The sequence below is a fragment of the Mesorhizobium sp. M0598 genome (assembly GCF_040320865.1).
GTDB lineage: Bacteria > Pseudomonadota > Alphaproteobacteria > Rhizobiales > Rhizobiaceae > Mesorhizobium.
Map to the genome: position 1 here is coordinate 198,456 of NZ_JAMYQL010000007.1, position 25,629 is coordinate 224,084.

A 25,629-nucleotide genomic window follows, 5' to 3' on the forward strand; every position below is an offset into this window, starting at 1 on the left:
GTGCGTGAAATCCTCTGGCTCGCCGTTGTTCAGACCGGCAGTCGGAACTGCTTGCGCAGGCTCTTGTCGAAAATCCCCGCGGGGGCAAAGCGGCGCAGCAGGCTGACCTGGCGCGCTGCGTTGCCAGCGGTATAGCGCCGTCGCGGGCGGGCATCGGTCGCTGCCTTGACAACCACATCCGCCACCACTTCCGGCCGATCGGCTTTGGGCATCACATCGCCCAGCAGCGCCTTGAGCCCGGCTCGAGCCCGATCGTATTCCTTCAACAGCGAATCCGGCTCGATGCCGTTCTGGTCGAAGACGGTGCGGACGAATGCCGGCTCGATGACGGAAACGCGGACGTTGAAGGCGCGCACCTCGTGGTCGAGCGATTCCGAATAGCCTTCGAGCGCGTGCTTGACCGCCGAGTAATGAGCTGAGTATGGCGCGGGTACCAGTCCCAGAATGGAGCCGATATTGATGATGCGCCCTTCGCCGCGCCGCCGCATCGACGGCAACACCGCATTGGTCATTCGCATGACGCCGAACAGATTGACGTCGAACAGGGCTTGTACCTGGGCGACCGAGGATTCCTCGGCGCCTCCTAGCAGACCGACACCGGCATTGTTGACCAGGAGGTCGATCCGGCCGGTCTGCGCGAGCACGGTGGCAACGAGCGCATTGACGGCCGCATCATCGGTCACGTCGCATGCCAGCATGGTCACTCCGCCCGGACCATTACTGGTCTTGCGGCGACTTGTCCCGAAGACAGTGAAACCCGCCCGCGCCAAGGCCTCGGCGCTGGCGCGGCCGATGCCGGAGGAGGCTCCGGTCACGATTGCGGTTTTTTCAGAATTCCCATTCATTTTTGATGTTCCAGGTTCGAGAGGTCTAGCTTATTTCCACAAATTGAATTATGGTCGTAATATCAGATTATGAGCATAATGCAATAGCAGGACAGGAAAGAAAGACCATGCGCTACGAAAAGGGCCGAAAAGACGCGTCACGCAGCCGGATCATGGAGGTCGCCGCCGAACGTTTTCGATCTGACGGCATCGCGGCGTCCGGGCTGGCAACCATCATGAGCGACGCCGGGCTGACGAACGGCGCCTTCTATCCGCACTTCCAGTCGAAGGCGGAGCTCGTCCGTGAAAGCGTGGCGGCGGCCTTGGACGCGCAGTCGCATGAAGTGCAGGAAGCATTGGCCGCCGGCGGTCCGGAAATGGCCATAGAGACGTATCTATCGGCCGAGCACCGGGACAATCCTGGAAAGGGTTGCGCTTCGGCCGCGTTGTTGCCGGAAATCGCGCGGCAGCCGCCTGAAACGCGAGCCCTCTATGCCGAGCGCGCTCAATCCCTGGTGCGCCAGATAGCTGAAGCTCTGCCGCAGACGAACGATCCCGAGGGCGCTGCGTTGGGCATGTTTGCAACGCTCATCGGCGCGCTTCAACTCGCACGCGCCGTGGAAGGAACGGAATTGTCGGATCGTATCCTAGCGGCGGGAGCAGCTGCCGCAAAGGCGCTGATCCGGCCGGTTCAAGACGAGGTGGCCTCCTGATGGCAGCCCGGATTATTCGGCCGGCTCGAATCTGCCTTGCACCAAGACTGTCTCCACCGGCCCAAGCGGATTGATGATCCGGCTAACCAGGACTTCGATAAGTTTGCGTCCAACACCCGCCATATCCACGGAATGAACTCCGATCTTTGCCGGCAGGAAGCGTGCCAGCCGCGTGCTGTCACGGGTGACGATGTGGACGTCGCGGCCTGGTGTAAGATCCCGCTTGCCGAGAGCGTGCAACGCTCCCAGAAGGCCCAGTTCGTTGGCGCACGCCAAGCCCGTTGGCGGATCTGATGACGCCAGCAAGCGATCGAACCAGCCTGCGCTCGATTCCATGGTGAACATGCCATGACCGATCAGCGATTGGTCGATCGGAATACCGGCCTCGGCCATTGCCCTTCCATACCCGGCAAGACGCATAGCACTCGTCTGGTCCTCCGGAACGAGAAGTTGCAGCGCAATGCGTCGACAGCCCTTATCCATGAGCCGCCGGGTCGCCTCGTAGGCAATCTGTTCATTATCGACATCGACATAAGGATACGCGATATCCAGGTCGGTTCTTCCAAACGCAACGAACGGCATGCGTTTATCCAGCAGCAGCTTGACGCGCGGATCAGCCGACATCAGGCGCGTGATGATCAGGCCGTCTGCGCTGTGCGCCTGAAGCTGCCGCTGCACACTCTCAACGGGATCGTCGTCGGGAGTGGTGGAATAGATGGACAGACTATAACCGGCTTGCCGCGCCGCCAGCGTCATGCCTTCGATTAAAGGAAGCTTCAACAGATCGGACAGATGGTCTCGTGTTTCCATCGGGAGTACGGCCGTCAGCGTCTGCGTTCGACCGGTTTTGAGCGCGCGACCATGATGATTTGGTAAATAGCCGACCCGCTTAGCCGCCTCCTTGACGCGGGCTATGGTCGAGGGCTGCACTTCCGGTCCATCTTTCAGAGCGCGGGAAACCGTGGTCACCGAGAGCGAAAGTTCCGCGGCGATCTGCTTTAGATTGGCCATTGTTCGCCCGACTTCATTTGCGAAAGCGCCGGCTGATTTGCTGACCGCCATAACGTTACCGAATTCGACATCCCGGTCAATCGAACTCCCGTAGGAAGCAGCTTGACTCCAGTGCATTGAGATGCAATCGTAACGTTACGATTACAAAAATAATGGCTCTTTTGAGCGATGTTTGATAAAGTTGGGGAGGAGAACCTATGTCCTGGCTACGCATTTCCTTAACAGCATTCGCAATCTCGGCTGCCCTGCCCGTTCATGCGCAGACGGTCACCATCACGACCGCAGGTGGGGATTATGGTAACGCCATGAAGGACGCCATGTGGGGCCCGGCTGCAAAAGAGCTTGGTATGATGTCCGCGAGGAGACCCTAAGCGACGGCCTGGCCGCCTTGAAGATGCAGGTCACCTCGGGTGCGGTCACGACCGACGTCATTCACCTGGGTTCGCCGGAAGGTGCCCAGGCGGCCGCACAATCGCTGCTGGAGCCGCTCGACTACAAGATCATCGATCCGAAATCCGTGCCGGAGGGTGCGAAGTCCGACTACTGCTATCCGTTTGACTCCTATGGCACCGTCATGTCGTGGAACACCAAGACCTATGGCGAGAACCCGCCGAAGACGTGGGCGGAATTCTGGGATGTTGCCAAATTTTCTGGCCGTCGCGCGTTGCGCGCCAATGCGCAAGACTCGATCGAGATCGCGCTTCTCTCCGATGGCGTGGCACCGGCGGACGTCTATTCCGTGCTCAGCACCCCGGAAGGGCTAGAGCGCGCCATCAAGCGGCTTGAAGCGATCAAACCAGATGTCGCCGTGTGGTGGACCTCGGGCGCCCAGTCCGCGCAGTTGCTGAAAGACGGTGAGGCGGATTTGGTCATTACCTGGAACGGACGCGCCCAAACCGTGAAAGCAGATGGCGGCGCGGCTGACTACACGTTCAAGGGTTCGGTCATCGGCACGGACTGTCTTGGGGTGCCGAAGGGAGCGCCGAACAAGGAAGCCGCGATGAAGCTCATCGCAGCGATGACGCAGCCCGCGCGGGTTGCCAAGCTGACCGATTTCATTGCCTACGGCCCAGTCAATCCTGCGGCATATGAGGGTGGCCTTATTCCCGAGGACCGTCTGAAGACCCTTGCGACCGCGCCTGAAAATGCTGGCACTTCGGTGTTTTCCAATTCAGAATGGTGGGTCAAGAATGGCGAGGCTGCCCAAAGAGCCTTCGATGAAATGATGGCTCGCTGACTCTCAGCTCTGACGCATGTCGCGCAAAAATGTGCAGCGCGCGACAACGACATGCATGAAAACAAGAACCTAAAGCGCGTCGCGTGAAGCCGGTCGAACGCGACGCGCTTTAAGGCTGGAGCACATCATGAAGTCGCTCGCGATCACCATCGAAAGCGTGCACAAGGCTTATGGGTCCTACGTCGCACTGGATGATGTTTCGCTCGACATTCAGGCTGGCGAATTCCTCACGCTGCTAGGGCCATCGGGATCGGGCAAGACCACGTTACTCATGGCTCTGGCCGGTTTTGTCCGGCCGGATTCCGGTAAACTTTTCTTGGGCGATCGAGACATCACCCGCCTGCCGCCCAACAAACGAGACATCGGCATAGTATTCCAGAATTACGCCTTGTTTCCCCACATGAATGTCCTGGCGAACGTCGCGTATCCGCTGGTGCTGCGCAAGGTACCGAGAGCGGAGGCGCGTCAGCGGGCGCTTGATACCTTGGCCCGCGTGAAGCTGGATGGTCTGGCGGAGCGCAATATTGCCGCACTATCCGGCGGCCAACGTCAACGGGTGGCATTGGCGCGGGCTATCGTCTTCGAACCGCGCGTGATGTTGATGGACGAGCCGCTGTCGGCGCTCGACAAGAACCTGCGCGAGACCATGCAGTATGAGATCCGGCGTCTGCATGATCATCTACGGATCACCACGATCTATGTAACCCACGACCAGCGCGAAGCGCTGATTATGTCTGACCGGATTGCGGTGATGAATTCTGGCCGCATCCAGCAGATAGATACGCCGCAGCGGATTTATGATCGTCCATCGACCCGCTTCGTCGCGGAGTTCATGGGCGAGGCCAACATTGTGGCCCCGGGCTCAGCGCGCAGAATCGACGGCGCCGAAGCATCACGCGAAACTCTGATGATCCGCGCCGAAAGCTTCCATCTTGATGCGAAGCTCGTCGGGGGAGACGGAGTGGCTCTCGAAGGAATACTGCGCGCCAAAGCGTTCCGCGGCGAGAACTGGCTTTTGACGCTGGCGCTTGACGGCGGGCAAGAGGTTCTTGTCTGCATTCCGGCAGCGCTGGCCGGCGGCTGCGCCGAGCTTGCCGCCGGTCAGCGGATGACCGCATATGCACCGGCAGCGAAGGTTCACGCGATACCGGGAGCGATGGCGTGACCGTCGTCCGGGACCCGGCGCTCGCGGCGGATGCGCGGCGCGAGCGGCGGTTTTTTCTTTCACTTTCGCTCCCGGCGCTGTTCATCGTTGGACTGGCGGCGATACTGCCCATCCTTTGGATCATCCGGCAATCCTTCCTGACCACCGGGGGCGAGTACTCCGTCGGCAACTACGAGAAGGTCCTTTCGAGCGGACTGACGTGGTCGGCGCTCGTCACGACCCTCGAACTATCCTTGGGTACGCTGGCGGTCTGCATTGTTCTCGGTACCCCTCTGGCGCTGGCTCTGGCCAGCGTCAGACCAAGGCTGGCCAACGTGCTCATGGCGTTCGTCATGCTGCCGCTGTGGACCTCTATTCTGGTGCGTACCTATGGTTGGCTCGTGCTCTTGCGGCGCGACGGCCTGATCAACGCGGCTTTGACCGGTTCAGGCCTGACGGCGGAGCCATTGCCGCTGGTCTACAACTTCACGGGAACGCTCATCGGCATGGTGCACTACATGCTGCCACTTTTTCTGCTGCCTGTTTATGCTGCGATGCGCGATATCGACCCAAATCTCATTCGCGCGGCTGCGAGCATGGGAGCCACTCTCAGGCAGGTCATCCGCACAGTCATTATGCCGCTTTCGGCGGGCGGCATCTTCTCGGGTTCGATCATCGTCCTCATCTACGCCATAGGTTTTTTCATCACGCCGGCGGTGCTTGGCGGCGGCAAGGTAAATCCGCTCTCTACCCGGATCGAGCGTACACTATCGACCTTTCAGGACTGGGGGTCGGCAAGCGTCCTGGGCATTCTGCTCCTCGTTCTTATGGCGCTGATCGGTGTGATGTTGCTGGCGGCACGCCGCCTGGTGGCCCAGAACACCGTGGAAGCCTCCCATGCTTGAAGCCTATCCGCAAAACAGGCTCGCCCGCATTTTGCTCTGGAGCTTTGCCGCTCTTGTCATGGCATTTCTGATGCTGCCGACGCTCGTGGTGGTGCCGCTTTCCTTTTCGGCGTCGAATCTCCTCGAGTTTCCGCCGCACGCCTACTCGTTGCGCTGGTACGAGAACTTCTTCGGCTCGGCAACGTGGATGGCCGCGCTCAGAACGAGTTTGATCCTTGGGACTTTGACGGCGTCGATCACGGTGCCTTTCGCGCTGCTCGCCTGCATTTCAATGAATCGGCTGGGCGGAAAGACCGCTGCGGCCATCCAGAGCGTCCTGCTGACCCCCTCGATCACCCCAGGTATCCTGCTTGCGATCGGTCTCTTCTTTGTGTTGGCCGCACAACATCTGATCGGAACGCTATTCGGTGTGCTGGTCGGACATGTGGTGCTGGCAGTTCCGGTCGCCTGCATTGTGTTGCTACCCGCTGTCGCCCGCTTTGACTGGAACCAGGTTCAGGCGGCGCGCAGCCTCGGTGCAAACTGGGCCAGGTCCATTGGCGGAATCATCGTTCCGCAACTTCGGATCAGCTTGCTGTCGGCGACATTGATGGCGTTCCTGACTTCGCTCGACGAGTCCGTGATTTCGATCTTCATCGCAAGCGGTCGCAACAGCACGATGCCGAAGCTTATGTTCCTGTCGCTGCGCGATCAGATCGATCCGACCATTGCGGCGATCTCGACATTGTGGACCGTCATCGTCGTGGCCGTGGTCCTGATTGTGACCCTTCGCCAAAAATCCTGACCGAGACTGGAAACATGCCCACCAATTACCATGCAGCCGACGATCTGACGGATCATTCGACGGACATCCCTCAGGTAGGGTTGGCCATCATCACCGGGTCGGCAAACTGGGGGCTTGCCTTCCCGGAAGATGTCGAATTCGATGGTGTGCGCACCTTGCGGCGCGACATGAGTTTTGAAACACCTTTCGGTCGCACCGACAACTGGAAGCTGCTCGAATTCGATGCGTCGATCACAGCGGAAGGGAGAGCAAAACGCGCGCTGTGCATGTATTCGCACGGCAATCCCCGCGACCGTATCGACCATTCCTGCCATCGCCGCGCGTTCTGGGTATTGATGCGGGCGGGTGTACGGCAAGTTCTCGCCTGCTCGACTGTAGGCGCCGTCAACAAGGCGATCCAGCCGGGCGACATGGTGGTGACCGCCGATATCATTGAACTGACGCAGACCCCGTTTTCACTGCTTCCTGACCGTCAGAGCTTTGACTGTTCGGGCAAGCAAATCGTGTGTCCAAGATGTGCGGCGGTTCTGGTCGAAACGGCCCGCCGTCATTGGCCAGCCGAATGCCGCGTTTATGGCATCGAACAGCAGTTGGTGGCTGCCCATTGTTATGGGCCCCGGCTGACAACGCCTGCCGAAGCCTTGGCATATCGGGGCATGGGGGCGGATGTACTCAACCATTCCATCGCCCCTGAGGCGACCTTGTCGCGCGAGATCGGCGCGTGTTTCGTGCCTTGCGCGTTAGTGACGGCGGGCTTCAACGACTATATGGATCGCAATCGCCAGAAATTGCTGCAGGAGGACGTGCTGCCCAGTCTCTCCATGACAGCCTCGCGGGTCGCGCTGGAGACCGCCGCGCGACTTCCCGCTGATCCAGAATGCTCCTGTCACGGCTTGAAGTCGCCTCAGCCGAAAGAACGCTCCAGCCGGTTCTGAGATAACCCGCCAGATAGCTGAGGCTCTGCCGCCGACCAAAGATCCCGAGGGCGCTGCATTAGTCGGCGGGAATGAGCACAGAGCGCCATTTGCTGACAATCATGGCGCTTCACCATTGCGGTCGTTCTCGCTACGACCTGATGCGGACCCGAAGCGGATGGTCGTTTGATCCGGTTAAACTCAACGCGCCACCCGACCACGTGCGCCATCTCGAGACGTTCGCGAAAACCTCCACGTCGGTCGCGACTCGACCATGGAGCGGAAGTACAGGCGAAGTACTGTTTCGTTCGAGATGGCCTGGTTCAATCTCCAGCATCCTCCTCCTGCCAAACTGGCCGGAGCGAATGCCGGCCGCGAGCGAGTGGCCTTTGAGCGTAGCTCAGAGCGTCTTGCTCATCATCAGGATCGGAACCGGAGCGCCGCCACGGTCATCGACGAATTTCTCGGCGGGTTGGTAGCCGCAGGCTCGATAGAGCGGCTCTCCTGCCATCGTGGCTGCCAGATCGGCACGGCGAAAGCCCTCAGCCTTAGCGGCACGTTCACACAGCGAAAGGATAAGGCGGCCGACGCCTCGCCGGACAAAGTCCGGATGCGTATACATGGCTCTGATACGCGCCGCGTCCGTGGCTGGATCAAGCAGTGCCGCGTTGCGTCCCGGTGACTGATCACCACCATACATGGTCGTGCGCCGGCTCCAGCCACCGCAGCCTGCCAGGACGCCCTCGTGCTCCACGACGAAATAGGTGCCATCATCGACAAGCTGCGTGTCCAGCCCCATGATTGCGCGGCTGGATCGGATCTGGTCATCGTCGAGAAACGGTTTCTGGAGTTCGGAGATCGCTGCATCCATGAGCGCAATCATGGAGGCGAGGTCCTCGCGTCGCGCTATCCGGTGCCGAAAGTCTTCACTGGCCATGTTCAAGCACGCCATGAGGCGAAACAAACGCACGATATGGCGAATTTCGTTCCGTCAGAAGACCAAAATATTCGCTGCTGCGGCAGCCTTGGGACGCCTGTCGACAGCAGGCCGAAGGTATAACCAATGACAGTCATTCTGGCAGACCCGCCATGCGATAACCTTCCACGATATGCCGGCGCACGTCTTCGGCTGGGAATGGCTGCGAATCCGACCAGTGCCGGATAGTGAAGTGCGGATTGCTTATCATGAACATTTTCGCCTCCCAGCGCGCTTCCTCCAAACGGCCAAGTTGCGCAAGGCTTGCTGCAAGCAGGCGTCGTGAAGTCGTGCGATAGGTTTCGGGCCTGCGCAGCGTTTGGATCGCCGATTCGTAGTCGCCCAGGGCATATTGGGCCTGGCCCAACATCCAGTAATACCAACCGGGCGGGTGAGGGTTGAGTCGCAGTGCCCTGCGGACCTGCTCTATGGCTTCGGCAGGTTGGCCCTTTTCCGTCGTCAACTCGGCCTGCATTGCCCAGGCGTCGGCGTGGTTGGGGTCCAACTCGTGGGCAGCATCGAATTCGGCATCCGATTCCACCCAGCGACTCTCATGTCCAAGTATGACGCCCAATACCCATCTGTTCCCGGCGTCGTTCGGGTCGAGTTCGACCGCCAGCTGTGCTTCGGCGAGCGCTCTTGCGCGGTTGGGGTCCATCGGTTCGTCCCAGAACTCCCAGCCCAGCCAGAGGTTGAGTGCCAGCCAACGGTGCGCCTCCGCGTATTCCGGGTCGAGCGCGATTGCCCGGTCTAGCAGCAAAATGGCCTCTTTCGCGGTGAGCGCGGTTTGCAAGCCAAGGGCCCGGGCACGCACACAGAGATCATAGGCCTCCAGGTTGCTCGGTCTGTTGCGCGCCGGCGCGGTGGTCAGGCGTCCAACCAGAGCCTCGACAATCTTGCCGGTCACCTCGTCCTGAGCGGCGAAGATATCTTCTAGGCTCCGGTCGAATCTTTCGGCCCAAAGGTGGTCACCCGCGATCGCGTCGATCAGTTGGGCGTTGATACGCACCCGTCCAGCGGCCCGCCGTGCACTACCTTCAAGAAGATGGCGAACTCCCAGTTCTCGCGCGATGCGACGCACATCCACGTGCCTGCCTTTGTATGCAAATGCCGAGTTGCTGGCGATGACGAACAACTCGCTTGTCCTCGACAGATCCGTGATCAAGTCTTCGGTGAGGCCATCGACAAATGCCTCCTGCTCCGGATCATTGCTCATGTTCGTAAAGGGGAGGACGGCAATGGAGGGCTTGGCGGGGAGCTGCAGAGGCGCTTTCTCCGCGAACCCGCCATCGTCCGATGCGGTCGACAGCCGGATCCGGTAGACAGACACTGGTTCGGTGACGTTCTTGATCGCTTGCGGACCAAGTTCGTCGAAGCCGCAATCGAGCTTCCGCTTGACTTGGTCGTAGACGCTGCCGGACACACAGACGTCTCCTGCCCCGGCCATTGCCTGGAGCCGCACTGCGACAATGACGCCGTCGCCGAACAGATCGCCGTCCTCGACAACGACATCGCCCAGATTGATGCCGATATGCAGGTAGATTCTCCGGTCGGCGGTCACACCCTCGTTTGCGGCCGCCATCCGCTTCTGAAGGTCCACGGCGCATGACACGGCGTTCACCGCGCTTCCGAACTCGACCAGAACGCCATCACCCATCAGTTTCACAATACGGCCATGACGGTCGCGGACGAGTGGTTCGAGGATTTCCTTCCTCCTCCTCCTTAAAGCGGCCAACGTTCCTTGCTCGTCCTGGTCCAGAAGTCGACTGTAGCCCACCACGTCGGCAGCCAATATGGCGGCAAGGCGGCGTTGGGCGCGTTCTTCGGCCATTTCGCGTTGCTTTCATTGAAAGCAGAAAAGCGAATTTTATGCCGCCCATTTCAAAAGTCTATCAGGTTGACTTCGAGGCTCGATCGCCAAGCAGCTACATAGGGTGATCGCGCCTGTCGATTGTCCCCACTGGGGCCACGACTTGCGCTTGGGGCTCGTCTTGGAGAAGGTCAGCAAGGGGTCAGTGCCGAGTGCCGCGAATGTCGGCTATCGGGCAGTGAAATGGGCCGACGAAGGGCAGCTCAGGGTCAGATCGCGTCATGCGACGCTCGCAACTGATCGACTGCAAGGGTCGGAACTCGGTCGTCTTAGAGTGATTTGGGTTTTGGCGGCTAGAGCGACCCGGCATGAGGTGGTCCGGACTGTGAACGAGGGGGTCGGCAGAGCGCGTCTCATAGGGGGCCACAAGCCAGTGCCCCGCCGCCGACAAACACCGGCGGGCGGGTGCCTCGGGGACACGATGGTAGATTGCCAATGCGTTCGCGGGTGTGGCCTTAAGTCGCAAACTATTGGCTTCAGAAGCAGGGCGTCGGGCTTCATTGACGGTGCTACCAACACCATATAGTCCGTAGCCCTCCCAAACGAGAGAAGCTCGCCCCGACGGGTCGCACTGCGGCCGTCAGCCGGCAATTGCTGTGAACTAGGAAACCATCATGCCTGAAAATATCAGACTAACTTCGAGAGACGTCCCTCTCATTCAGCTAGGCCTCTATCAGTGCCGCTTCCCGGTGAGCGAAGACCCGTCAGTACCCGGCGGCTATCGTTTTTGTGCTGGGCCAACTTCGCCGGATCGCGTCTACTGCGATCACCACCACCACATTGTGACCGCCGTGGACCCTCGTCGAGCCCGTTCGGGTCTCCACCTCGCTCAACGACGCGCCGCGTAAGTCTGGCTGGCGGCGGCCTCCCGGCCAGGCGCTATGCGCTCCAATGGCTACGACCTTTCCGTCGGCTCGGTCTGGCCCATCCTCCCTTATGCCGTCTTCGCCGATGTCTCCCCCTTCGCCCGATTGAGAACGACGACTTCTCGCCGAAGCGATCGCTTCGGAATGCCGTCGTAGCCCGACCCGAAGCTCAGTGAGCTTTTGTAGAGGTCGAGGGTCCAATCCAACGTCTGGACTCCACTGGAGTGCCTGCACTCGAGAGCGATTGGCTCTCCGGCAGCCGATAAGGACCCAAATTTAAGCGCCACTTGCCGCCATTCATCGTTTGGCCAGTGAACTGTCGCTTTCGATGCACAGCGGTCGTTCCTGGCAACGCGCGCCGTTCGCGCGCTGGCGAGCAGCGGCCCTCGCCTTTCTTTGCACAGGGGTGTTCTATGGCTGCCCGAGAGGCTTCGCCTCCCCCGTCTCGCATTCCGACAATCGCACAGGTTTGGCGAGTTTCGCCAGCGCCTCGGGCTTGGCGCAAGCCGGAAAGCCGGCGAGCGGCATTGTTTCAATAAACCGGCTGCGCTCTTTAGTGCTCAAGCCCACTTCATTAATCATGCTCTCGACGGTCAGGTCCGGGTACTGCTTGAGAGTTTCCCTAACCGAAGCATTCGCCTCATCCATTCGACCCAGAGCCGCAAGGGAGCTGCTAAGCACCACCCACTTCCACTTGTCGTAGTTGTTAGGCGTCATGCGCTCCAGCATCTTCAACGCGTCCTCATATCGGCCGGCCATAAAATAGGCAGGGGCGAAGAAGTTGGACGTCCACATCGGGTAGTTCGGGTCGAGCCGCATTACTTGGTCGACCATCTGAGCGCCGCGTTCGGGTTCATTGAAGCGTGCCGCAAAGCCGGTATAGAATGTCAGGATTTCGGACGAACCGGGAGCTAGACGAAGGGCCGTGTCCAGCTCAGCCTTGGCGCGGGCGTTGTCGCCCTTCTGGCTGAGGCTCATACCAAACACGGCGTGTGCCTCAGCGTCACTTGGATCGAGCCGCACCGCGCGTTCGGCCACATCGGCAGCCGCCTTGATCTCGCTCTCGGGATTGATACCGAAGCCAGCCAATATACCATGAGCATGATAAAGTTCTACCCAGGCCCGGGCCAGCCCGGGGTCCAGCTCAACGGCGCGGTTGAGAAGCGCGATGGCCTCCTCCTCATCCGCTATGGTGATCTTTTCAATCTTCTCGGTCCCGAGCAGATAATAATCATAAGCATTCAGGTTTTCAGGTCGTTTACGTTTGGCCGCGGCCCGCCCGGCCGCCTGAATCAACCCTACGCCGCCGCCCAGACGGTTGGTGACTTGCTCTGCGATCTCGGTCTGGACGGCGAAAACGTCCTCAGCAGGCCGGTCCCAACGATCCGACCAAAGATGGTTGCCGGTTTGTGCATCGATCAACTGCGCGGTGACCCGCACCCGCCCATTTTGCCGCTGGATAGAGCCTTCTAGTACGAAGCCGACATGGAGCGCACTTGCTACCTGGCGGGCATCCACCGGCTTGCCTTTGTAAACTTCCGTCGAATTCCGGGCCACGACCTCAAGTTCGGGAAACCGCGCGAGGTCGGTTATGATATCCTCAGTCAAGCCATCGGCCAAACGCCCGGTGGCCTCGTCGCCGCCATAATTATTGAAGGGCAGCACCGCGACCGATGGCTTGGCCCCCAGCGGCGCGGGCTGAAAGAACCACCAGGTCCCTCCACCCGCCAGAGCCAGCACGACGATGGCCGCTGCAGTCGTCCTGGTCCAGCGCGGCATCGCCTTGCGTAAGGTCCAACGCACCCGCTTGCCATCGAGCCTCAGTCGGTACATCCGCACGGGGCGGCTGATGTTCTTGACCTGCTGCTCGCCGGCGAAATCGAGGGGCAAATCAAGCTTGCCCTGCAGATGGTCAAAGGCCGTGCCCGATACGATCACGCCGCCCGGCTCAGCGAGTTGCTGCAACCGCGCGGCGACATTGACGCCGTCGCCATAGACATCGCCGTCAACCAGCGCAACGTCGCCCAGATTGACCCCGATGCGGAACACGATGCGCTCAGGCTCTGGCAGACCTTCATTGCGCGCGGCCGCCGCGCTTTGGATTTCCGCTGCGCAGGCGACTGCGTCGACCACGCTTTCGAAGGCGACAAGCGCGCCATCGCCCATCAACTTGACGACGCGGCCATGGTGCTGGGAGATGGCGGGGTCGAACACCTCGGAACGAACGGTTTTCAATCGCTCAATGGTTCCGGCCTCATCGGCCTCCATCGCTTTCGAGTAGCCAACCATATCGGCCGCCAGGATCGCCAGCAGCTTCCGATTGAGAGGGGGAACCGCCATATGCGCCTCTTTATGGCACAACCCTACACCCATGGAAGCGTCGGAGCCAGAACGCGCCGTTGGCCGCGCGGTGAATGACCGCTCGTCAGCCGTTCCTGACTTTCGACCGGGTGCGGATGAACGTCTTCAACGGGTCAACTTGCGTCGTCAGGGCTCTCGGCGTCAAAGGTCCGAGAGGGTTCGAAGTCGGTCGTTCAGAGTGATTTTGACTCCAGAGCGCCGCGCGTCATTGGACGCGCAAAGGACGCTATAACACTTTGAATTTTGCATGATCCTTTCCGAACCGGAGGTCAGCGCAGCAAAACCATGCCGGTTTCCGGGGGTCATGCCCTAAGGCAGCCTGAACCGGTATTCCGTCACGTGATGGTAGATCTGGCCCGGCCACAGCGTGGCTTGCGGGAAATACGGCCGGTTCGGCGCATCCGGCCAGATTTGCGGCTCCAGGCAGAAGCCCGAAAAGGCCTTGTACTGGCGTCCGCCTAGTCCAGGCGAGGACGGTGCCAGGTACTGGCCGGTATAGAGCTGGACACCTGGCTCGGTGGTCCAGAGCTCCATCTCGACGCCGGAATTCGCGCCTTGCGCCCACGACGCCTGCTTCAGCGGCCCGCGCGTCGAGGCGAGGCAGAAATTCTGGTCGTAAGGGAGCTGCTCGCCCTCGGTCTCCATGCGCAGCGGCCGCGCCTGGCGAAAATCGAAGGGCGTGCCGTCGACCGGCTTGACCGTGCCTGTCGGGATCAGATCCGCGTCGACCGGCAGATAGGCGCCGGCATTCAGCATCAGCCGGTGGTCGAGAATGTCGCCGGTGCCGCCGTCATCCAGGTTGAAATAGGAATGCTGCGTGAGGTTGCAGAGCGTCGGCTCCTCGCAGGTGGCGGTCAGTTCGACGCTGAGCGTGCCGGGGATCTTGAGCCGGTAGGTGCAGGTCACGTCGAGCGCGCCGGGAAAGCCCATCGTGCCGTCGGGGTCGTGCAGGGTCAGCGTTACAAAATCCCTGCCATGCAGCGAAACCGCCCAGGCACGGCGCGAAAAACCTTGCGAACCGCCATGCAGCGTGTGCTTTTCGAGGAAATTGCGCTCGGTCTGGTAGCGTTTGCCGGCAAGCGTGAAGCGGCCGTCGCGGATACGGTTGGCATAGCGCCCGACGACGGTGCCGAAGAAGGCGGTATCCGTCTCATAGTGCTCGAAACGATCATAGCCGAGCACCAATGGCGCCTCGTGCCCGGCCAGGTGCAGATCCTGGATGATCGCACCCAGGCCGATGATGCTGGCGGTAAGGCCGCCGCCACGAATGGTGAAACGGCGGACTTCCTCGCCCGCCTGCGTCGTGCCGAAAACCTCGCCGTCCTTCATCGCCATGCTCGCAAGTTCGTTGCTCGACGCCAGCCTGGCCTTTTCCGAAGCGGCTCAGGGTCTTTTTCGGTATTACCGCATGAGGCTTCTAGAGACCAAGTCCGCCGATGCAGACATATTTGGTGTCGAGATAGTCCTCGATGCCCTGATGGCCGCCTTCCTTACCGAGGCCCGATTCCTTGACGCCGCCGAACGGCGCCTCAGGGGTGGTGATGAGCCCTTCATTGACGCCGACCATGCCGTATTTGAGCCCTTCCATGACCCGGAAGGCGCGGCCGAGATCGCCGGTGTAGAAGTAGCAGGCCAGGCCGAACTCGGTGTCGTTGGCGAGTGCCACGGCCTCTTCCTCGGTCTCGAACTTGAACACCGGCGCCACCGGGCCAAAAATCTCTTCCTTCATGAAGCGCATCCTCGGCGTGGCATTGGCGATCACCGTCGGCTGGAAGAACGAGCCGCCGAGCGCGTGGCGCTTGCCGCCGGCGACGACCTTGCCGCCCTTGGCGGTGGCGTCGGCAATCAGCTCCTCGACCTTCTCCACCGCCTTCTCGTCGATCAACGGCCCCTGCTGGACGCCGTCCTCGAGGCCGGAACCGACCTTCAGTCCGTTGCTCGCAGCAGCCAGCTTTTGGACGAACTGGTCATAGATGCCGGCCTGCACCAGGAAGCGGTTGGTGCAGACGCAGGTCTGGCCGGAATTGCGGTACTTAGCGGTGATGGCGCCGGCGACGGCCCGCTCGATGTCGGCGTCATCGAAGACGATGAACGGGGCGTTGCCGCCGAGCTCCATCGACACTTTCTTGACGGTCACCGACGACTTCTGGATCAGGATCTTGCCGACCTCGGTCGAGCCGGTGAAGGTGATCTTCTTGACCAGCGGGTTGGCACAGATCTCGTCGCCGATCTCACCGGCAGCGCCGGTCAGGATATTGATCACGCCTTTGGGGAAGCCGACTTCCTCGGCAAGCGCGCCCCAGGCAAGGCCGGAGTAAGGCGTCTGCGACGCCGGCTTGACCACGGCGGTACAGCCGGCGGCAAGTGCTGGGCCGAGCTTGCGGGCCAGCATCGAGGATGGGAAATTCCATGGCGTGATGGCGGCAATGACGCCGACCGGCTCCTTGGTCACAAGGATGCGGCGGTCGGCCCAGGGTGACGGCACGACATCGCCATAGGTGCGGCGGCCCTCTTCGGCGAACCACAATATGTAGGACGCGGCCGAGCCGATCTCGCCCTTCGACTCGAACAGCGACTTGCCCTGCTCGATGGTCAGCAATTCGGCCAATACGTCCTGATTGTCCATCATCGCGTCGTGCAGCTTGCGCAACAGCTTCGAGCGTTCGAGCGCGGTGGTCTTGCGCCATGTCTTGAAGGCAGCGTCGGCGGCCTCGATGGCGCGGCGAGTCTCGGCCTTGCCCGACTTCGGCACGGTGCCGATCTTGAGGCCGGTGGCAGGATTGTTGACGTCGACCGTCTGGCCTGAATCGGCCTGCACCCATTCGCCATTGATGAGATTGGCCTGCCGCATGAAATGGCTGGTTTTCTGAAGCATGATCTCGCCTCCGTTCGGCACCTGGCGGGCCGGTCGCTGATTTCGTGAATGGACGTGCGCGATAGCATCGCTAGAGCCACTGCTCTTAGCCCAGGGCAAGCCCCGCAAGCAATCACAAGATGGCATATAGGGTTTGGGCCAGCCAAAGCGAGAGGCGATGCAGCCGGGTCCTTATCCAAAAACCCGGGTTCTTATCCAAAAACATGGACGACCACTGTCAGCCAAAACGCAGTGGTCACGACCGCACAGGCGGTGGCGATGGTCATCTGGTTCGACGCCAGCGCCTGGCCGGTGTTGAACTGCACCGCGATGAGATAGGAATTGATGCCGGACGGCAACGCCGCAACCATGACCGCCACCTTGGCCGTCAATGGCGGCAGGCCGATCAGCCAGACCAGGCCGAGAACCAGCGCCGGCATCAGGAACAGTTTCAGCGCCGACAGCGCCAGCGCCGGCCTTACATTGCCGGAAATGCCGAAACGGCGCAGGCTGAGCCCCATGGCGAACAGCGCCACCGGGGCGGCCGTGCCGGCCAGCGCGTCGCTCAGCCGCGTCGCAAGCACCGGCAGCGGCGCACCGGTGAAGCGCCACGCCAGCCCGGCCAGTATGCCGATGATCAGCGGATTGATGAATACCCGCCTGAGAAAGCTCCTGACGACGCGGAGCGGATGTACAGGCTCGCTGCCGCCGCGGCCGAACATCTCGAACAGGATGATCGAGGCCATCATCATCACCGGCAGGTGAATGGAGACGAGCAGTGACAGCACTTCGAACCCGGCCGGCCCGAACACGCCGATGATGAAGGGCGCGCCGAGCAGGACAACGTTGGAGTAGGACGACGACACGCCGCCGACGACGCCGGCGCGGGCGTCCCGCCCGAAGATGCGCGTAATGACCAGATGGCCGGTGGCCCAGGTGAGCGCGACCGCCGCGAAATAGGCGCCCCACAGCGACCACGGCGCCACGCCGTGGAAATCGGCCTTTACCATGGTCTGGAACAGCAAAAGCGGCATTGCCACGTTGATGGCGAATTCGGATACGCCCTCGCCGCTCGCCGGCTTCAAATAGCCGGTCAACCCGGCAAGATAGCCGAGCCCGACGAGACTGAAGACGAAGAGGACGGTTTCGGTAAGCGGAGACATTTTTCCCGTGATAGGCGAGCCCCGGCGGCGGCGCAATCGCCCTTCCCTCGCGAATGTACCGGCCAACAATCCGGCCGCTCGGATCTTGCCCGAATTTGCTCATGGTTGGATGCCAGCGCTATACAGGGTTGTCGGGGGACACGCGGCGAATGGGCCTTGTCGGAAATCAGCACTTCTTCAAGCAGGCGTGGCTGACGGCTTTCGTCGGCGCCGTGCTTTGCCTCGTGGTGACCTCGGCTCATGCCGCGGAGCCGGCGAGCCTCAAGGGCGTGGCGCTGATTGTCGGCCAGTCGAAATACCAGCACATAGCGGCTCTTCCCAACCCCGCCAACGACGCCCGCGACATCGCCAAGATGCTGACCGATCTCGGCTTCGACGCGCGCAGCGTCACACGGCAAAGCTGAAGCGCGACCTCGAGCGTTTCGCCGAGGATGCAGAGGACGCCGACGTCGCCTTGATCTACTATTCCGGCCACGGCATCGAGGCCGGCGGCGAAAACTATCTGGTGCCGGTCGACGCCGACGTTTCTTCATTGAAGGACGCCGATCAGGCCCTGGTGCCGATCTCCGCCGTCATGGACGAATTGAAGACGACCGTGCCGGTAACGATCATGCTGCTCGATGCCTGCCGCACCAACCCGTTTCCGGCGGATGCGGTGCTGCGCCGGGCGCCGACGGCCTCGGCCTCGCCGATCAGCGCCGGCGGCCTGGAGCCGGTGCGCGGTGCCAGGGCACTGGCAAACGCGACCGCGACGGAAAATCTGGGAACGGTGATCGGCTTTGCCGCCGAGCCGGGGCGGCCGGCACTCGACGGCATCGTCGGCGAAAACAGCCCCTACGCAGCGGCACTTCTGCGCCACCTAGCGGCAATGAAGGGCACCGAGTTCGGCTCGGTCATGCGCATGGTGACCGAGGAGGTCTATCTCGACACCAAGGCAAAGCAGCGGCCATGGGTCAATGAAAGCCTGCGCCGGCTGCTCTATTTCGGCGATGCACCGCAGGAGCCGACCAGCGACGACGACCTGATAACCGGCGAGCGGCGGCAATTGCTGCTGACGATCGCCGAGTTGCCGGACCCCAAGCGGGCACAGGTCGAACTGACCTCGCTGCAAGACGGCGTGCCGCTCGACGCGCTTTATGGCGTGCTGAAGGCGCTCGGCACCGAAAAGATGCCGGAGGACCCCACCGACCTGCAAAAGCTGCTCGACGCCCAGGCCGAGCGTCTGAAGAAGATGATCACCGAGCGCGACGCGCTGCGCACCGACGACCCCGAGATCAGCCGCCTCGTCGCCTCGGCCGACAAGGCGATCGGCCAGGGCGCCATCGTCACCGCGCGCAACTTCCTCGACCAGGCGGTGGGCCGGGTCGAGCAGGCCAGCGGCGTGGTCGATCGGGCAGAGGATCTGGTCAGGCAGAAGCGTCTTGCCGACGCGACGGTCTATGCCAGCCGTGCCGACGCCTCGGCGCTGGTCTTCGACTATCTGTCGGCCGCCAACGATTACGGCAAGGCCTTCTCGCTGGTCGAGAGATGGGACGACAGGCTGCGCTGGAACTACAAGAACCAGGAGGCGGAAGCGCTTAACGCGCATGGCAACGCCACCGGCGACAGGCAAGCGCTGCAGCACGCCATCGACGCCTACCGCGTCATCCTGAACTTCATCCCCAATGGCGAGCAGAACCGCGACTGGGCGATCACCCGCAACAACATGGCTGTGGTGCTGCAGACGATCGGCGAGCGCGAGCGCGAAACCGACCGGCTGGAAGAGGCAGCGAAAATCTTTCGCGATTCGCTTGCCGTGTTCGAGCGCGAGAAGGACGACATCAACTGGGCCGCGGCCCAGAACAACCTGGCCAATGTGCTGTTGAAGATCGGCGAACGCGAGAGCGACCCGAAACGCCTGAACGAGGCGGTGGTGGCGATGCGCGCCACGCTGGAGAAGCGGCCGCGCGACCAGGTCCCGCTGGACTGGGCCGCCTCGCAAAGCAACCTTGGCCTTGCGCTTTACGCGCTTTCGGAGCGCGAACCGGACGGCGAACGCCTGACTGAGGCCGAGGCCGCCTATCGGCTGGCGCTTGAAGAATACACGCGCGAAAAAGCCCCCGTTCAGTGGGCGATGGTCCAGAACAATCTCGGCAACACGCTGGTGTCTCTCGGCACGCAACGCAACGACAAGGCAAAAATCGACGAGGCAGCCGCGGCATTCCGCGCCGCGCTCGAAATCCGCACCCGCGACACCTTCCCGCTCTCCTGGGCGAGCAGCCGTCTCAATCTGGGTAACGCGCTGAGCAGTGCTGCCCGTTTCGATCTCGGCACCGGCCTGCTCGAAGAGGCGGCTGCCGCCTATGGCGACGCGCTGACCATATTCACACGCCAGCGTTTTCCGACGGATTGGGCTTCGGCGGAGAACAATCTCGGCTCGATCTACCAGACGCTCGGCCAGCGCACGCGCGATCCTGCCAGGCTTGAGCAATCGGCCGCTGCATACCGGGCGGCAAGGCGCGTCTATACCAAAAAGGAGTTTCCGCTCGACTGGGCGATGACCCACTACAATCTCGGCAACACGCTGCAACTGCTCGGCGGCGTGACCGACAAGCCGGTGCACTACGAGGAGGCGATCGAGGCCTATCGCGATGCACTTCGCGAATACAAGCGCGAGACGACGCCGCGGCAATGGGCACTGGCGCAGGCCGGTCTAGGCTCGGCGCTGCAATGGCTGAGCATGAGCGAGGCCGATCCCCGCAAACTGGCCGCTTCGATCGCCGCGCGCCGGGCAGCGCTGGAGGTGCTGACCTTCGAGACCTCGCCCGTCGACTGGGCGAACGCGCAGAACGGCATCGGCATGAGCCTGATCAATCTCGGCAATCTCGAACGCACCGGCAAATATCTGGACGAAGCCGAAGCCGCCTTCGAGGCAACGCTCAAGGTCTTCACCCGCGAAGGCCAGCCGATGCAATGGGCCTTCGAGCAGAACAATCTCGGCGACGTCCACTGGAACCGCGGCAGCTATGGCGGTGGCAATGCCGAATACCGAAAGGCGATCGAATTCTTCGAGAACGCCAAGCAGGGCTTTACCGAAGCCGGCTACACACTCCCCATCCCCCTGACCGACCGCAAGATCGATCTGGTGAAGAAGCAGATAGCGAAGAAATAGGCGTCTCGGCCGCAGGTTGCACTCGGCTTGTCTTTCAGCCGGCTTTGCCGTCCCTATATGCCGGTCACCGGGGACCTGCCTGCCGGTCACCCGAAAAGGATGTCTGATGCTTCGATTTGTGCTGGCGCTGCTGTTGCTCGCCGTTTCCGCCACAGCCCATGCGACGGAAGCCGGCTGGGCGCTGCTGCGCGACGGCGGGCATGTCGTGCTGCTTCGCCATGCCATGGTCACCGGCACCACCGATGCGGCCAATTTCGACCTCGGCAAATGCGCCACCCAGGTCAATCTCTCGGAGCGCGGCAAGCAACAGGCGCGCAAGATCGGCGCGCTGTTTGGCGCCCGCGCCGCACCGGTCGAGCGCGTGCTGTCCAGCCGCTATTGCCGCTGCCTCGAAACCGCCCGCATAGCTTTCGAAAGCGAACCGGAGCCGTTCGCACCGCTTGACCTGCTGAAGACCGACGAAAAGGAGAAGGCCGCCCAGATCGCTGCGATCCTGGCCGAGATCCGCGGCTATTCCGGCTCCGACAATCTGGTCATGGTCACGCATCTCGAAGACATCAAGGAATTGACCGGCATCTCGCCGCGTGAAGGCGAAGCCGTGGTCGTCGAGCCGCAGGGCGACGGCCTGCGGGTGCTCGGCCGCGTTACCTTCTGACCGCGCCGGTCGCTCCTCGCGTCGAGCGAGATAGGTGTTGCCGAAATGCCACTGCCACGAGAAGCCGTGATTGGATTCCGATCTCATCTTGCTCTGCCTGGGCAGCAATCCCATCTGCGCGCGGCGCATCAGGCCTTTTCCTGCCCGGAAAAACCGATTAGACAGCCCAAAACACATGCGGACAGATTCCGCCCGCAATCGAAGGAAAAGCCCTTGTCCACCACGTTCGACAAAGTCGCCAAGATCATCGCCGACACCAGCGAGATCGACATCGAGACGATCACGCCCGAAAGCCACACCATCGACGATCTCGGCATCGACAGCCTCGACTTCCTCGACATCGTCTTTGCCATCGACAAGGAATTCGGCATCAAGGTGCCGTTGGAAAAGTGGACGCAAGAGGTCAACGACGGCAAGGCTTCGACCGACGACTATTTCGTCATGAAGAACCTATGCGCCAAGATCGACGCGCTCGTCGCCGCCAAGAACGCCATCTAAGCACAGCGCTTGACGCGCCCTCACCCACAACAGCCGCCCATGAACCCCCGCGACGTCGTCATATCAGGCATCGGCCTTGTCTCGTCGTTGGGCGAGGGTCCGGATGCGCATTGGCAAAAGCTCGTCCAGCCGCGCCTTGAACCGGTTCTGGAGGCCTCGCGCTTCTCGCCCTATACGGTCCACCCGCTGCCGGAGATCGACTGGAACCTGCAGATCGCCAAGCGTGGCGACCAGCGGCAGATGGAGACCTGGCAGAGGCTCGGCACCTATGCGGCCGGCCTTGCGCTCGACGATGCCGGCATCAAGGGCAATGACGAACTCTGCGCGACCATGGACATGGTGGTGGCCGCCGGCGGCGGCGAGCGCGACGAGGCGGTCGACGCGGCCATTCTCGCAGCATCGGAAAGCCGCAATGACCGCGACGTGCTGCTCAACGAGAAGCTGACCACGGAATTGCGCCCGACGCTGTTTCTGGCACAGCTCTCCAACCTGCTCGCCGGCAACATCTCGATCGTCCACAAGGTGACGGGATCGTCGCGCACCTTCATGGGCGAGGAAGGTGCCGGCGTTGCCGCTGTCGAGACGGCGGCCGCGCGCATCCGCTCCGGCCAGTCGACGCATATACTGGTCGGCGGCGCTTTCCAGACCGAACATTCCGACATGCTGCTCGGCTATGAACTGGCCGGCTACCTGCATCGCGGGGCGTGGCGGCCGGTCTGGCAAAGGCAAGGTGCCGAAGGCGGCGGCGTGGTGACCGGATCCGGCGGCGCGTTTCTCGTCCTGGAGCAACGCGAGCATGCGGAAAGCCGTGGCCGGAAGATCTATGCGGAACTCGGCCCGGTCCTGTCCGGCCGCGCCAGGCGCCGGCGGGGCGAACTCGATGGCGAGATCGACACGCTGCTGAAGCAGGCCGCATTGCCGAATGGCGAGCTGCTCGCGATCTCCGGCGCTTCGGGCGCCCATGCCGCGACCGCCGCCGAGAAATCGGCGCTCGACGCCAATCCGGCGATCGCCGCACGCGGCTTTTCGACGTTGACCGGCCACATGAAGGAAGCGCAGTTCCCCTTTGCCGTTGCGCTGGCGGCCCTGGCTGTCGACCGCAAGGCCGCTTACCCTGTCTTCGACGCCACAGTCGAAAAACCGTTTGCCGGTGTCCCGAAGACCGTCCTTGCAACGGCGATCGGCTATCACCAATTCGAGGGCATGGCGCTGATCAAAGCCGCCTAGAGCATCGGACCGAAAAGTGTGACGCGGTTTTCGGGCGATCCGACGCTCCAAGAGAAACAGGTTTTTGGACAACAAATGGCCAATTTGAACGACCACATGGGCAGGCCCATCGTCGCCGTCACCGGCATCGGCGTGGTGACGTCGCTCGGTGTCGGCAAAGCCGACAATTGGGCGGCGCTGACATCGGGCAAATCCGGCATCCATCCGATCACCCGCTTCCCGGTCGATCATCTCAACACCCGCATCTCCGGCATGGTCGACTTCCTGCCGTCGAGCTCCAAGGGCGCCAGTCTCCTCACCTATGAGCTTGCCGAAACCGCCGCCCAGGAAGCGATGTCGGAGGCAGGCCTCGATGCCGGCGATTTCGGCGGACCGCTGTTCCTCGCTTCGCCGCCGGTCGAGCTCGACTGGAGCGAGCGCTTTTCGCTCTACAATTCCGACAAGCCCAATAATTCAGACAGGCATGATTCCGGCGCCGAAAGGCTGCTGCGGGTGGCGCGCGGCCTCAGGGAACTCGACATCTTCGAGACCACCCAGTTCGGCTCGATTGCCGACCGGCTTGCCGACCGTTTCGGCACGCGCGGCCTGCCGATCACGCTGTCGACAGCCTGCGCTTCGGGCGCCACGGCGATCCAGCTCGGCGTCGAGGCGATCCGCCGCGGCGAATGCGACAGGGCGCTGTCGATCGGCGCCGATGGCTCGGCGACCGCCGAGGCGCTGATCCGCTTCTCGCTTCTATCGGCGCTCTCCACCCATAACGACATCCCCGAAAAGGCCTCAAAACCCTTCTCGAAGGATCGTGACGGCTTCGTGCTGGCGGAAGGCTCGGGCGCCCTTGTGCTGGAATCGCTGGAGGCAGCACTTGCCCGCGGTGCCACCGTTCTCGGCATATTGCGCGGCTGCGGCGAAAAGGCCGACGACTTCCATCGCACCCGCTCCAAGCCGGACGGTTCGCCGGCGATCGCGGCGGTGCGCGCCGCCCTTGCCGATGCCGGCTTGAGCGAGGACGGGATCGATTATGTCAACGCCCACGGCACCTCGACGCCCGAAAACGACAAGATGGAGCATTTGTCGCTGTCGACGGTGTTCGGCGAGCGGATCTCGTCAATGCCGGTCTCGTCGAACAAGTCGATGATCGGCCATACCCTATCGGCTGCCGGTGCCGTCGAGGCAGCATTTTCGCTGATGACGATGCGCGAAAGCGTCATTCCGCCGACCATCAACTACGACAATCCCGACCCGGCAATCGTCCTCGACGTGGTGCCGAACACCAAGCGCAATGCCGAGGTCGGCACCGTCCTGTCGAACTCCTTCGGCTTTGGCGGCCAGAACACCTGCCTTGTCATGGCGCGGGAACCGGTCTAAGCGACCGTTCGCTCTAGCACTGTTGTCGTGCGCATGATCCCTTCCGAAACGGTTCTCGGTCATGCGCAACCTGGGATCTGGCATGCGCGCATTGCAACTTATCGAGGATCGCCGGCTTGAAACGGTGGACCTGCCGCCGCCGCCGCCGCCTTCGCTCGGCGAGGTGACGCTGCGCATCAAGGCCGTGGCGCTGAACCATATCGACGTCTGGGGCTGGCGCGGCATGGCTTTTGCCAAGCGCAAGCTGCCGCTGGTCGTCGGCGCCGAGGCTTCCGGCGAGGTCGAGGCGGTCGGCCCCGGCGTTTCCAGCCTTGTGACCGGGCAATTGGTGTCGATCTATGGCGCCCGCACCTGCGGTCTTTGCCGCGCCTGCCGCGAAGGCCGCGACAATCTCTGCGAGCATGTTTCGGGCGTGCACGGCTTCCATCTCGACGGCTTTGCGCAGGAAAAGATCAACCTGCCGGCGCGCCTTCTGGTCCCAGCTCCGCCCGGCGTGAGCGAAATCGGCGCGGCGGTGGCGCCTGTCACCTTCGGCACGGTCGAGCACATGCTGTTCGACAATGCCCGGCTGCAGCCCGGCGAGACGATACTGGTCCATGCCGGCGGCTCCGGCATCGGCTCCGCCGCGATTCAGCTGGCCAAGAAGATGGGCTGCACGGTCATCACCACCGTCGGCTCGAACGACAAGATCGACAAGGCCAAGGCGCTCGGCGCCGACCACGTCATCAATTACCGCGACGACCGCTTCGAAGGCATCGTGCGCAAGCTGACCAAGAAGAAGGGCGTCGACGTGGTGTTCGAGCATGTCGGCGCCGACACCTTTGCCGCGTCCATGCTGTGCCTCAAACGCGGCGGTCGGCTGGTCACCTGCGGCTCGACCTCCGGCGTGTCGACACAGATCAATTTGATGCAGTTGTTCCAGCAGCAGTTGAAGCTGCTAGGCTCGTTCGGCTGCCGCATGGAAAACATGGCCGACGCCATGCAGAAGATGGCCGCGGGCCTGGTCGCGCCGGTGATCGACACCGAGGTCGGCTTCGACGGCATCGATGCGGCGCTGAAGCGCATGGAAGGCCGCGACGTCTTCGGCAAGATCATCCTGCGCGTCGGCTGA

The 25,629-nt window shown here is 62.1% G+C and carries 21 protein-coding genes; 13 read left to right on the top strand and 8 right to left on the bottom strand.

The genetic code is table 11. From position 1 onward, the window contains the following. Positions 1-29: 29 nt before the first annotated feature. Positions 30-845, bottom strand: a complete 816-nt coding sequence (locus NKI59_RS12480; RefSeq protein ID WP_352451958.1) for an oxidoreductase — start codon at positions 843-845, stop codon at positions 30-32. A gap of 107 nt (positions 846-952) precedes the next feature. Here NKI59_RS12480 and NKI59_RS12485 point away from each other — a divergent pair, with 107 nt between their 5' ends. Beyond that, positions 953-1,537 carry a TetR/AcrR family transcriptional regulator gene (locus tag NKI59_RS12485; RefSeq protein ID WP_352451959.1) on the top strand — a complete coding sequence of 195 codons (585 nt, stop codon included), beginning with the start codon at positions 953-955 and terminating at the stop codon, positions 1,535-1,537. Positions 1,538-1,549: 12 nt separating this feature from the next. Here the strand turns inward: NKI59_RS12485 and NKI59_RS12490 are convergent, their stop codons facing one another. Continuing rightward, a complete protein-coding gene (locus NKI59_RS12490; RefSeq protein ID WP_352704538.1) occupies positions 1,550-2,599 on the bottom strand; it encodes a LacI family DNA-binding transcriptional regulator in 1,050 nt (349 codons plus the stop codon). 343 nt (positions 2,600-2,942) lie between these two features. Between NKI59_RS12490 and NKI59_RS12495 the strand changes: the two genes are divergently transcribed. The 5 genes from NKI59_RS12495 (at position 2,943) to NKI59_RS12515 (ending at position 7,553) form a co-directional block, all read left to right on the top strand. Continuing rightward, positions 2,943-3,785: an ABC transporter substrate-binding protein gene (locus NKI59_RS12495; protein WP_352704601.1), complete on the top strand. Its 843-nt coding sequence runs from the start codon at positions 2,943-2,945 to the stop codon at positions 3,783-3,785. A 127-nt stretch (positions 3,786-3,912) separates the two neighbouring features. Continuing rightward, on the top strand, positions 3,913-4,950 hold the full coding sequence (locus NKI59_RS12500) for an ABC transporter ATP-binding protein (protein ID WP_352454570.1): 1,038 nt from the start codon (positions 3,913-3,915) through the stop codon (positions 4,948-4,950). Next, positions 4,947-5,834 (top strand): ABC transporter permease, encoded by an 888-nt coding sequence (locus tag NKI59_RS12505; RefSeq protein ID WP_352704540.1) that lies wholly within the window; start codon positions 4,947-4,949, stop codon positions 5,832-5,834. The genes NKI59_RS12500 and NKI59_RS12505 overlap by 4 nt, the downstream gene beginning before the upstream one ends. Further along, entirely contained in the window at positions 5,827-6,618 is a 792-nt protein-coding gene (locus tag NKI59_RS12510) for an ABC transporter permease (RefSeq protein ID WP_352451964.1), read from the top strand. Before NKI59_RS12505 ends, NKI59_RS12510 begins: the two co-directional genes overlap by 8 nt. Positions 6,619-6,632: 14 nt before the next feature. Beyond that, a complete protein-coding gene (locus NKI59_RS12515) occupies positions 6,633-7,553 on the top strand; it encodes a phosphorylase family protein (protein ID WP_352704542.1) in 921 nt (306 codons plus the stop codon). Between the two features lie 379 nt (positions 7,554-7,932). On the opposite strand, the gene NKI59_RS12520 is transcribed toward NKI59_RS12515, so the two are convergent. From NKI59_RS12520 to NKI59_RS12550, 6 genes are all read right to left on the bottom strand, one after another. Further along, positions 7,933-8,415 carry a GNAT family N-acetyltransferase gene (locus tag NKI59_RS12520; protein WP_352451965.1) on the bottom strand — a complete coding sequence of 161 codons (483 nt, stop codon included), beginning with the start codon at positions 8,413-8,415 and terminating at the stop codon, positions 7,933-7,935. A gap of 187 nt (positions 8,416-8,602) precedes the next feature. Then, the gene (locus NKI59_RS12525) at positions 8,603-10,339 is read right to left on the bottom strand and encodes an adenylate/guanylate cyclase domain-containing protein (RefSeq protein ID WP_352704545.1); all 1,737 of its coding nucleotides are present in this window, start codon (positions 10,337-10,339) and stop codon (positions 8,603-8,605) included. A gap of 1,316 nt (positions 10,340-11,655) precedes the next feature. Further along, complete coding sequence (locus tag NKI59_RS12535; protein WP_352451967.1) at positions 11,656-13,584, bottom strand: adenylate/guanylate cyclase domain-containing protein; 1,929 nt, start codon at positions 13,582-13,584, stop codon at positions 11,656-11,658. Positions 13,585-13,914: 330 nt separating this feature from the next. Continuing rightward, complete coding sequence (locus NKI59_RS12540; RefSeq protein WP_352704547.1) at positions 13,915-14,940, bottom strand: aldose epimerase family protein; 1,026 nt, start codon at positions 14,938-14,940, stop codon at positions 13,915-13,917. Positions 14,941-15,022: 82 nt separating this feature from the next. Continuing rightward, positions 15,023-16,480 (bottom strand): NAD-dependent succinate-semialdehyde dehydrogenase, encoded by a 1,458-nt coding sequence (locus NKI59_RS12545; protein ID WP_352704549.1) that lies wholly within the window; start codon positions 16,478-16,480, stop codon positions 15,023-15,025. Between the two features lie 191 nt (positions 16,481-16,671). Then, positions 16,672-17,622 (bottom strand): AEC family transporter, encoded by a 951-nt coding sequence (locus NKI59_RS12550; RefSeq protein WP_352451970.1) that lies wholly within the window; start codon positions 17,620-17,622, stop codon positions 16,672-16,674. Between the two features lie 149 nt (positions 17,623-17,771). Here NKI59_RS12550 and NKI59_RS12555 point away from each other — a divergent pair, with 149 nt between their 5' ends. The 7 genes from NKI59_RS12555 (at position 17,772) to NKI59_RS12585 (ending at position 25,629) form a co-directional block, all read left to right on the top strand. After that, on the top strand, positions 17,772-18,026 hold the full coding sequence (locus NKI59_RS12555) for a caspase family protein (RefSeq protein ID WP_352704551.1): 255 nt from the start codon (positions 17,772-17,774) through the stop codon (positions 18,024-18,026). 50 nt (positions 18,027-18,076) lie between these two features. Next, positions 18,077-20,773, top strand: coding sequence for a caspase family protein (locus tag NKI59_RS12560; RefSeq protein ID WP_352704553.1), 2,697 nt, complete (start codon positions 18,077-18,079; stop codon positions 20,771-20,773). 106 nt (positions 20,774-20,879) lie between these two features. Then, the gene (locus tag NKI59_RS12565; RefSeq protein ID WP_352454578.1) at positions 20,880-21,428 is read left to right on the top strand and encodes a histidine phosphatase family protein; all 549 of its coding nucleotides are present in this window, start codon (positions 20,880-20,882) and stop codon (positions 21,426-21,428) included. Between the two features lie 213 nt (positions 21,429-21,641). Beyond that, positions 21,642-21,926: an acyl carrier protein gene (locus NKI59_RS12570; RefSeq protein WP_023676462.1), complete on the top strand. Its 285-nt coding sequence runs from the start codon at positions 21,642-21,644 to the stop codon at positions 21,924-21,926. A gap of 39 nt (positions 21,927-21,965) precedes the next feature. After that, complete coding sequence (locus NKI59_RS12575) at positions 21,966-23,153, top strand: beta-ketoacyl-ACP synthase (RefSeq protein ID WP_023676463.1); 1,188 nt, start codon at positions 21,966-21,968, stop codon at positions 23,151-23,153. Positions 23,154-23,228: 75 nt separating this feature from the next. Beyond that, positions 23,229-24,518: a beta-ketoacyl-ACP synthase gene (locus NKI59_RS12580; RefSeq protein ID WP_352704555.1), complete on the top strand. Its 1,290-nt coding sequence runs from the start codon at positions 23,229-23,231 to the stop codon at positions 24,516-24,518. Positions 24,519-24,600: 82 nt separating this feature from the next. Continuing rightward, the gene (locus tag NKI59_RS12585) at positions 24,601-25,629 is read left to right on the top strand and encodes a zinc-binding dehydrogenase (protein ID WP_352704557.1); all 1,029 of its coding nucleotides are present in this window, start codon (positions 24,601-24,603) and stop codon (positions 25,627-25,629) included.

Excerpts from the sequence above, each read along its gene's own strand:
- NKI59_RS12480 (WP_352451958.1), bottom strand. The coding sequence starts at position 845 with ATGAATGGGAATTCTGAAAAAACCGCAATCGTGACCGGAGCCTCCTCC.
- NKI59_RS12485 (WP_352451959.1), top strand. The coding sequence starts at position 953 with ATGCGCTACGAAAAGGGCCGAAAAGACGCGTCACGCAGCCGGATCATG.
- NKI59_RS12490 (WP_352704538.1), bottom strand. The coding sequence starts at position 2,599 with ATGGCGGTCAGCAAATCAGCCGGCGCTTTCGCAAATGAAGTCGGGCGA.
- NKI59_RS12495 (WP_352704601.1), top strand. The coding sequence starts at position 2,943 with ATGCAGGTCACCTCGGGTGCGGTCACGACCGACGTCATTCACCTGGGT.
- NKI59_RS12500 (WP_352454570.1), top strand. The coding sequence starts at position 3,913 with ATGAAGTCGCTCGCGATCACCATCGAAAGCGTGCACAAGGCTTATGGG.
- NKI59_RS12510 (WP_352451964.1), top strand. The coding sequence starts at position 5,827 with ATGCTTGAAGCCTATCCGCAAAACAGGCTCGCCCGCATTTTGCTCTGG.
- NKI59_RS12515 (WP_352704542.1), top strand. The coding sequence starts at position 6,633 with ATGCCCACCAATTACCATGCAGCCGACGATCTGACGGATCATTCGACG.
- NKI59_RS12520 (WP_352451965.1), bottom strand. The coding sequence starts at position 8,415 with ATGATTGCGCTCATGGATGCAGCGATCTCCGAACTCCAGAAACCGTTT.
- NKI59_RS12525 (WP_352704545.1), bottom strand. The coding sequence starts at position 10,339 with ATGGCCGAAGAACGCGCCCAACGCCGCCTTGCCGCCATATTGGCTGCC.
- NKI59_RS12535 (WP_352451967.1), bottom strand. The coding sequence starts at position 13,584 with ATGGCGGTTCCCCCTCTCAATCGGAAGCTGCTGGCGATCCTGGCGGCC.
- NKI59_RS12540 (WP_352704547.1), bottom strand. The coding sequence starts at position 14,940 with ATGGCGATGAAGGACGGCGAGGTTTTCGGCACGACGCAGGCGGGCGAG.
- NKI59_RS12545 (WP_352704549.1), bottom strand. The coding sequence starts at position 16,480 with ATGCTTCAGAAAACCAGCCATTTCATGCGGCAGGCCAATCTCATCAAT.
- NKI59_RS12550 (WP_352451970.1), bottom strand. The coding sequence starts at position 17,622 with ATGTCTCCGCTTACCGAAACCGTCCTCTTCGTCTTCAGTCTCGTCGGG.
- NKI59_RS12555 (WP_352704551.1), top strand. The coding sequence starts at position 17,772 with ATGGGCCTTGTCGGAAATCAGCACTTCTTCAAGCAGGCGTGGCTGACG.
- NKI59_RS12565 (WP_352454578.1), top strand. The coding sequence starts at position 20,880 with ATGCTTCGATTTGTGCTGGCGCTGCTGTTGCTCGCCGTTTCCGCCACA.
- NKI59_RS12575 (WP_023676463.1), top strand. The coding sequence starts at position 21,966 with ATGAACCCCCGCGACGTCGTCATATCAGGCATCGGCCTTGTCTCGTCG.
- NKI59_RS12580 (WP_352704555.1), top strand. The coding sequence starts at position 23,229 with ATGGCCAATTTGAACGACCACATGGGCAGGCCCATCGTCGCCGTCACC.
- NKI59_RS12585 (WP_352704557.1), top strand. The coding sequence starts at position 24,601 with ATGCGCGCATTGCAACTTATCGAGGATCGCCGGCTTGAAACGGTGGAC.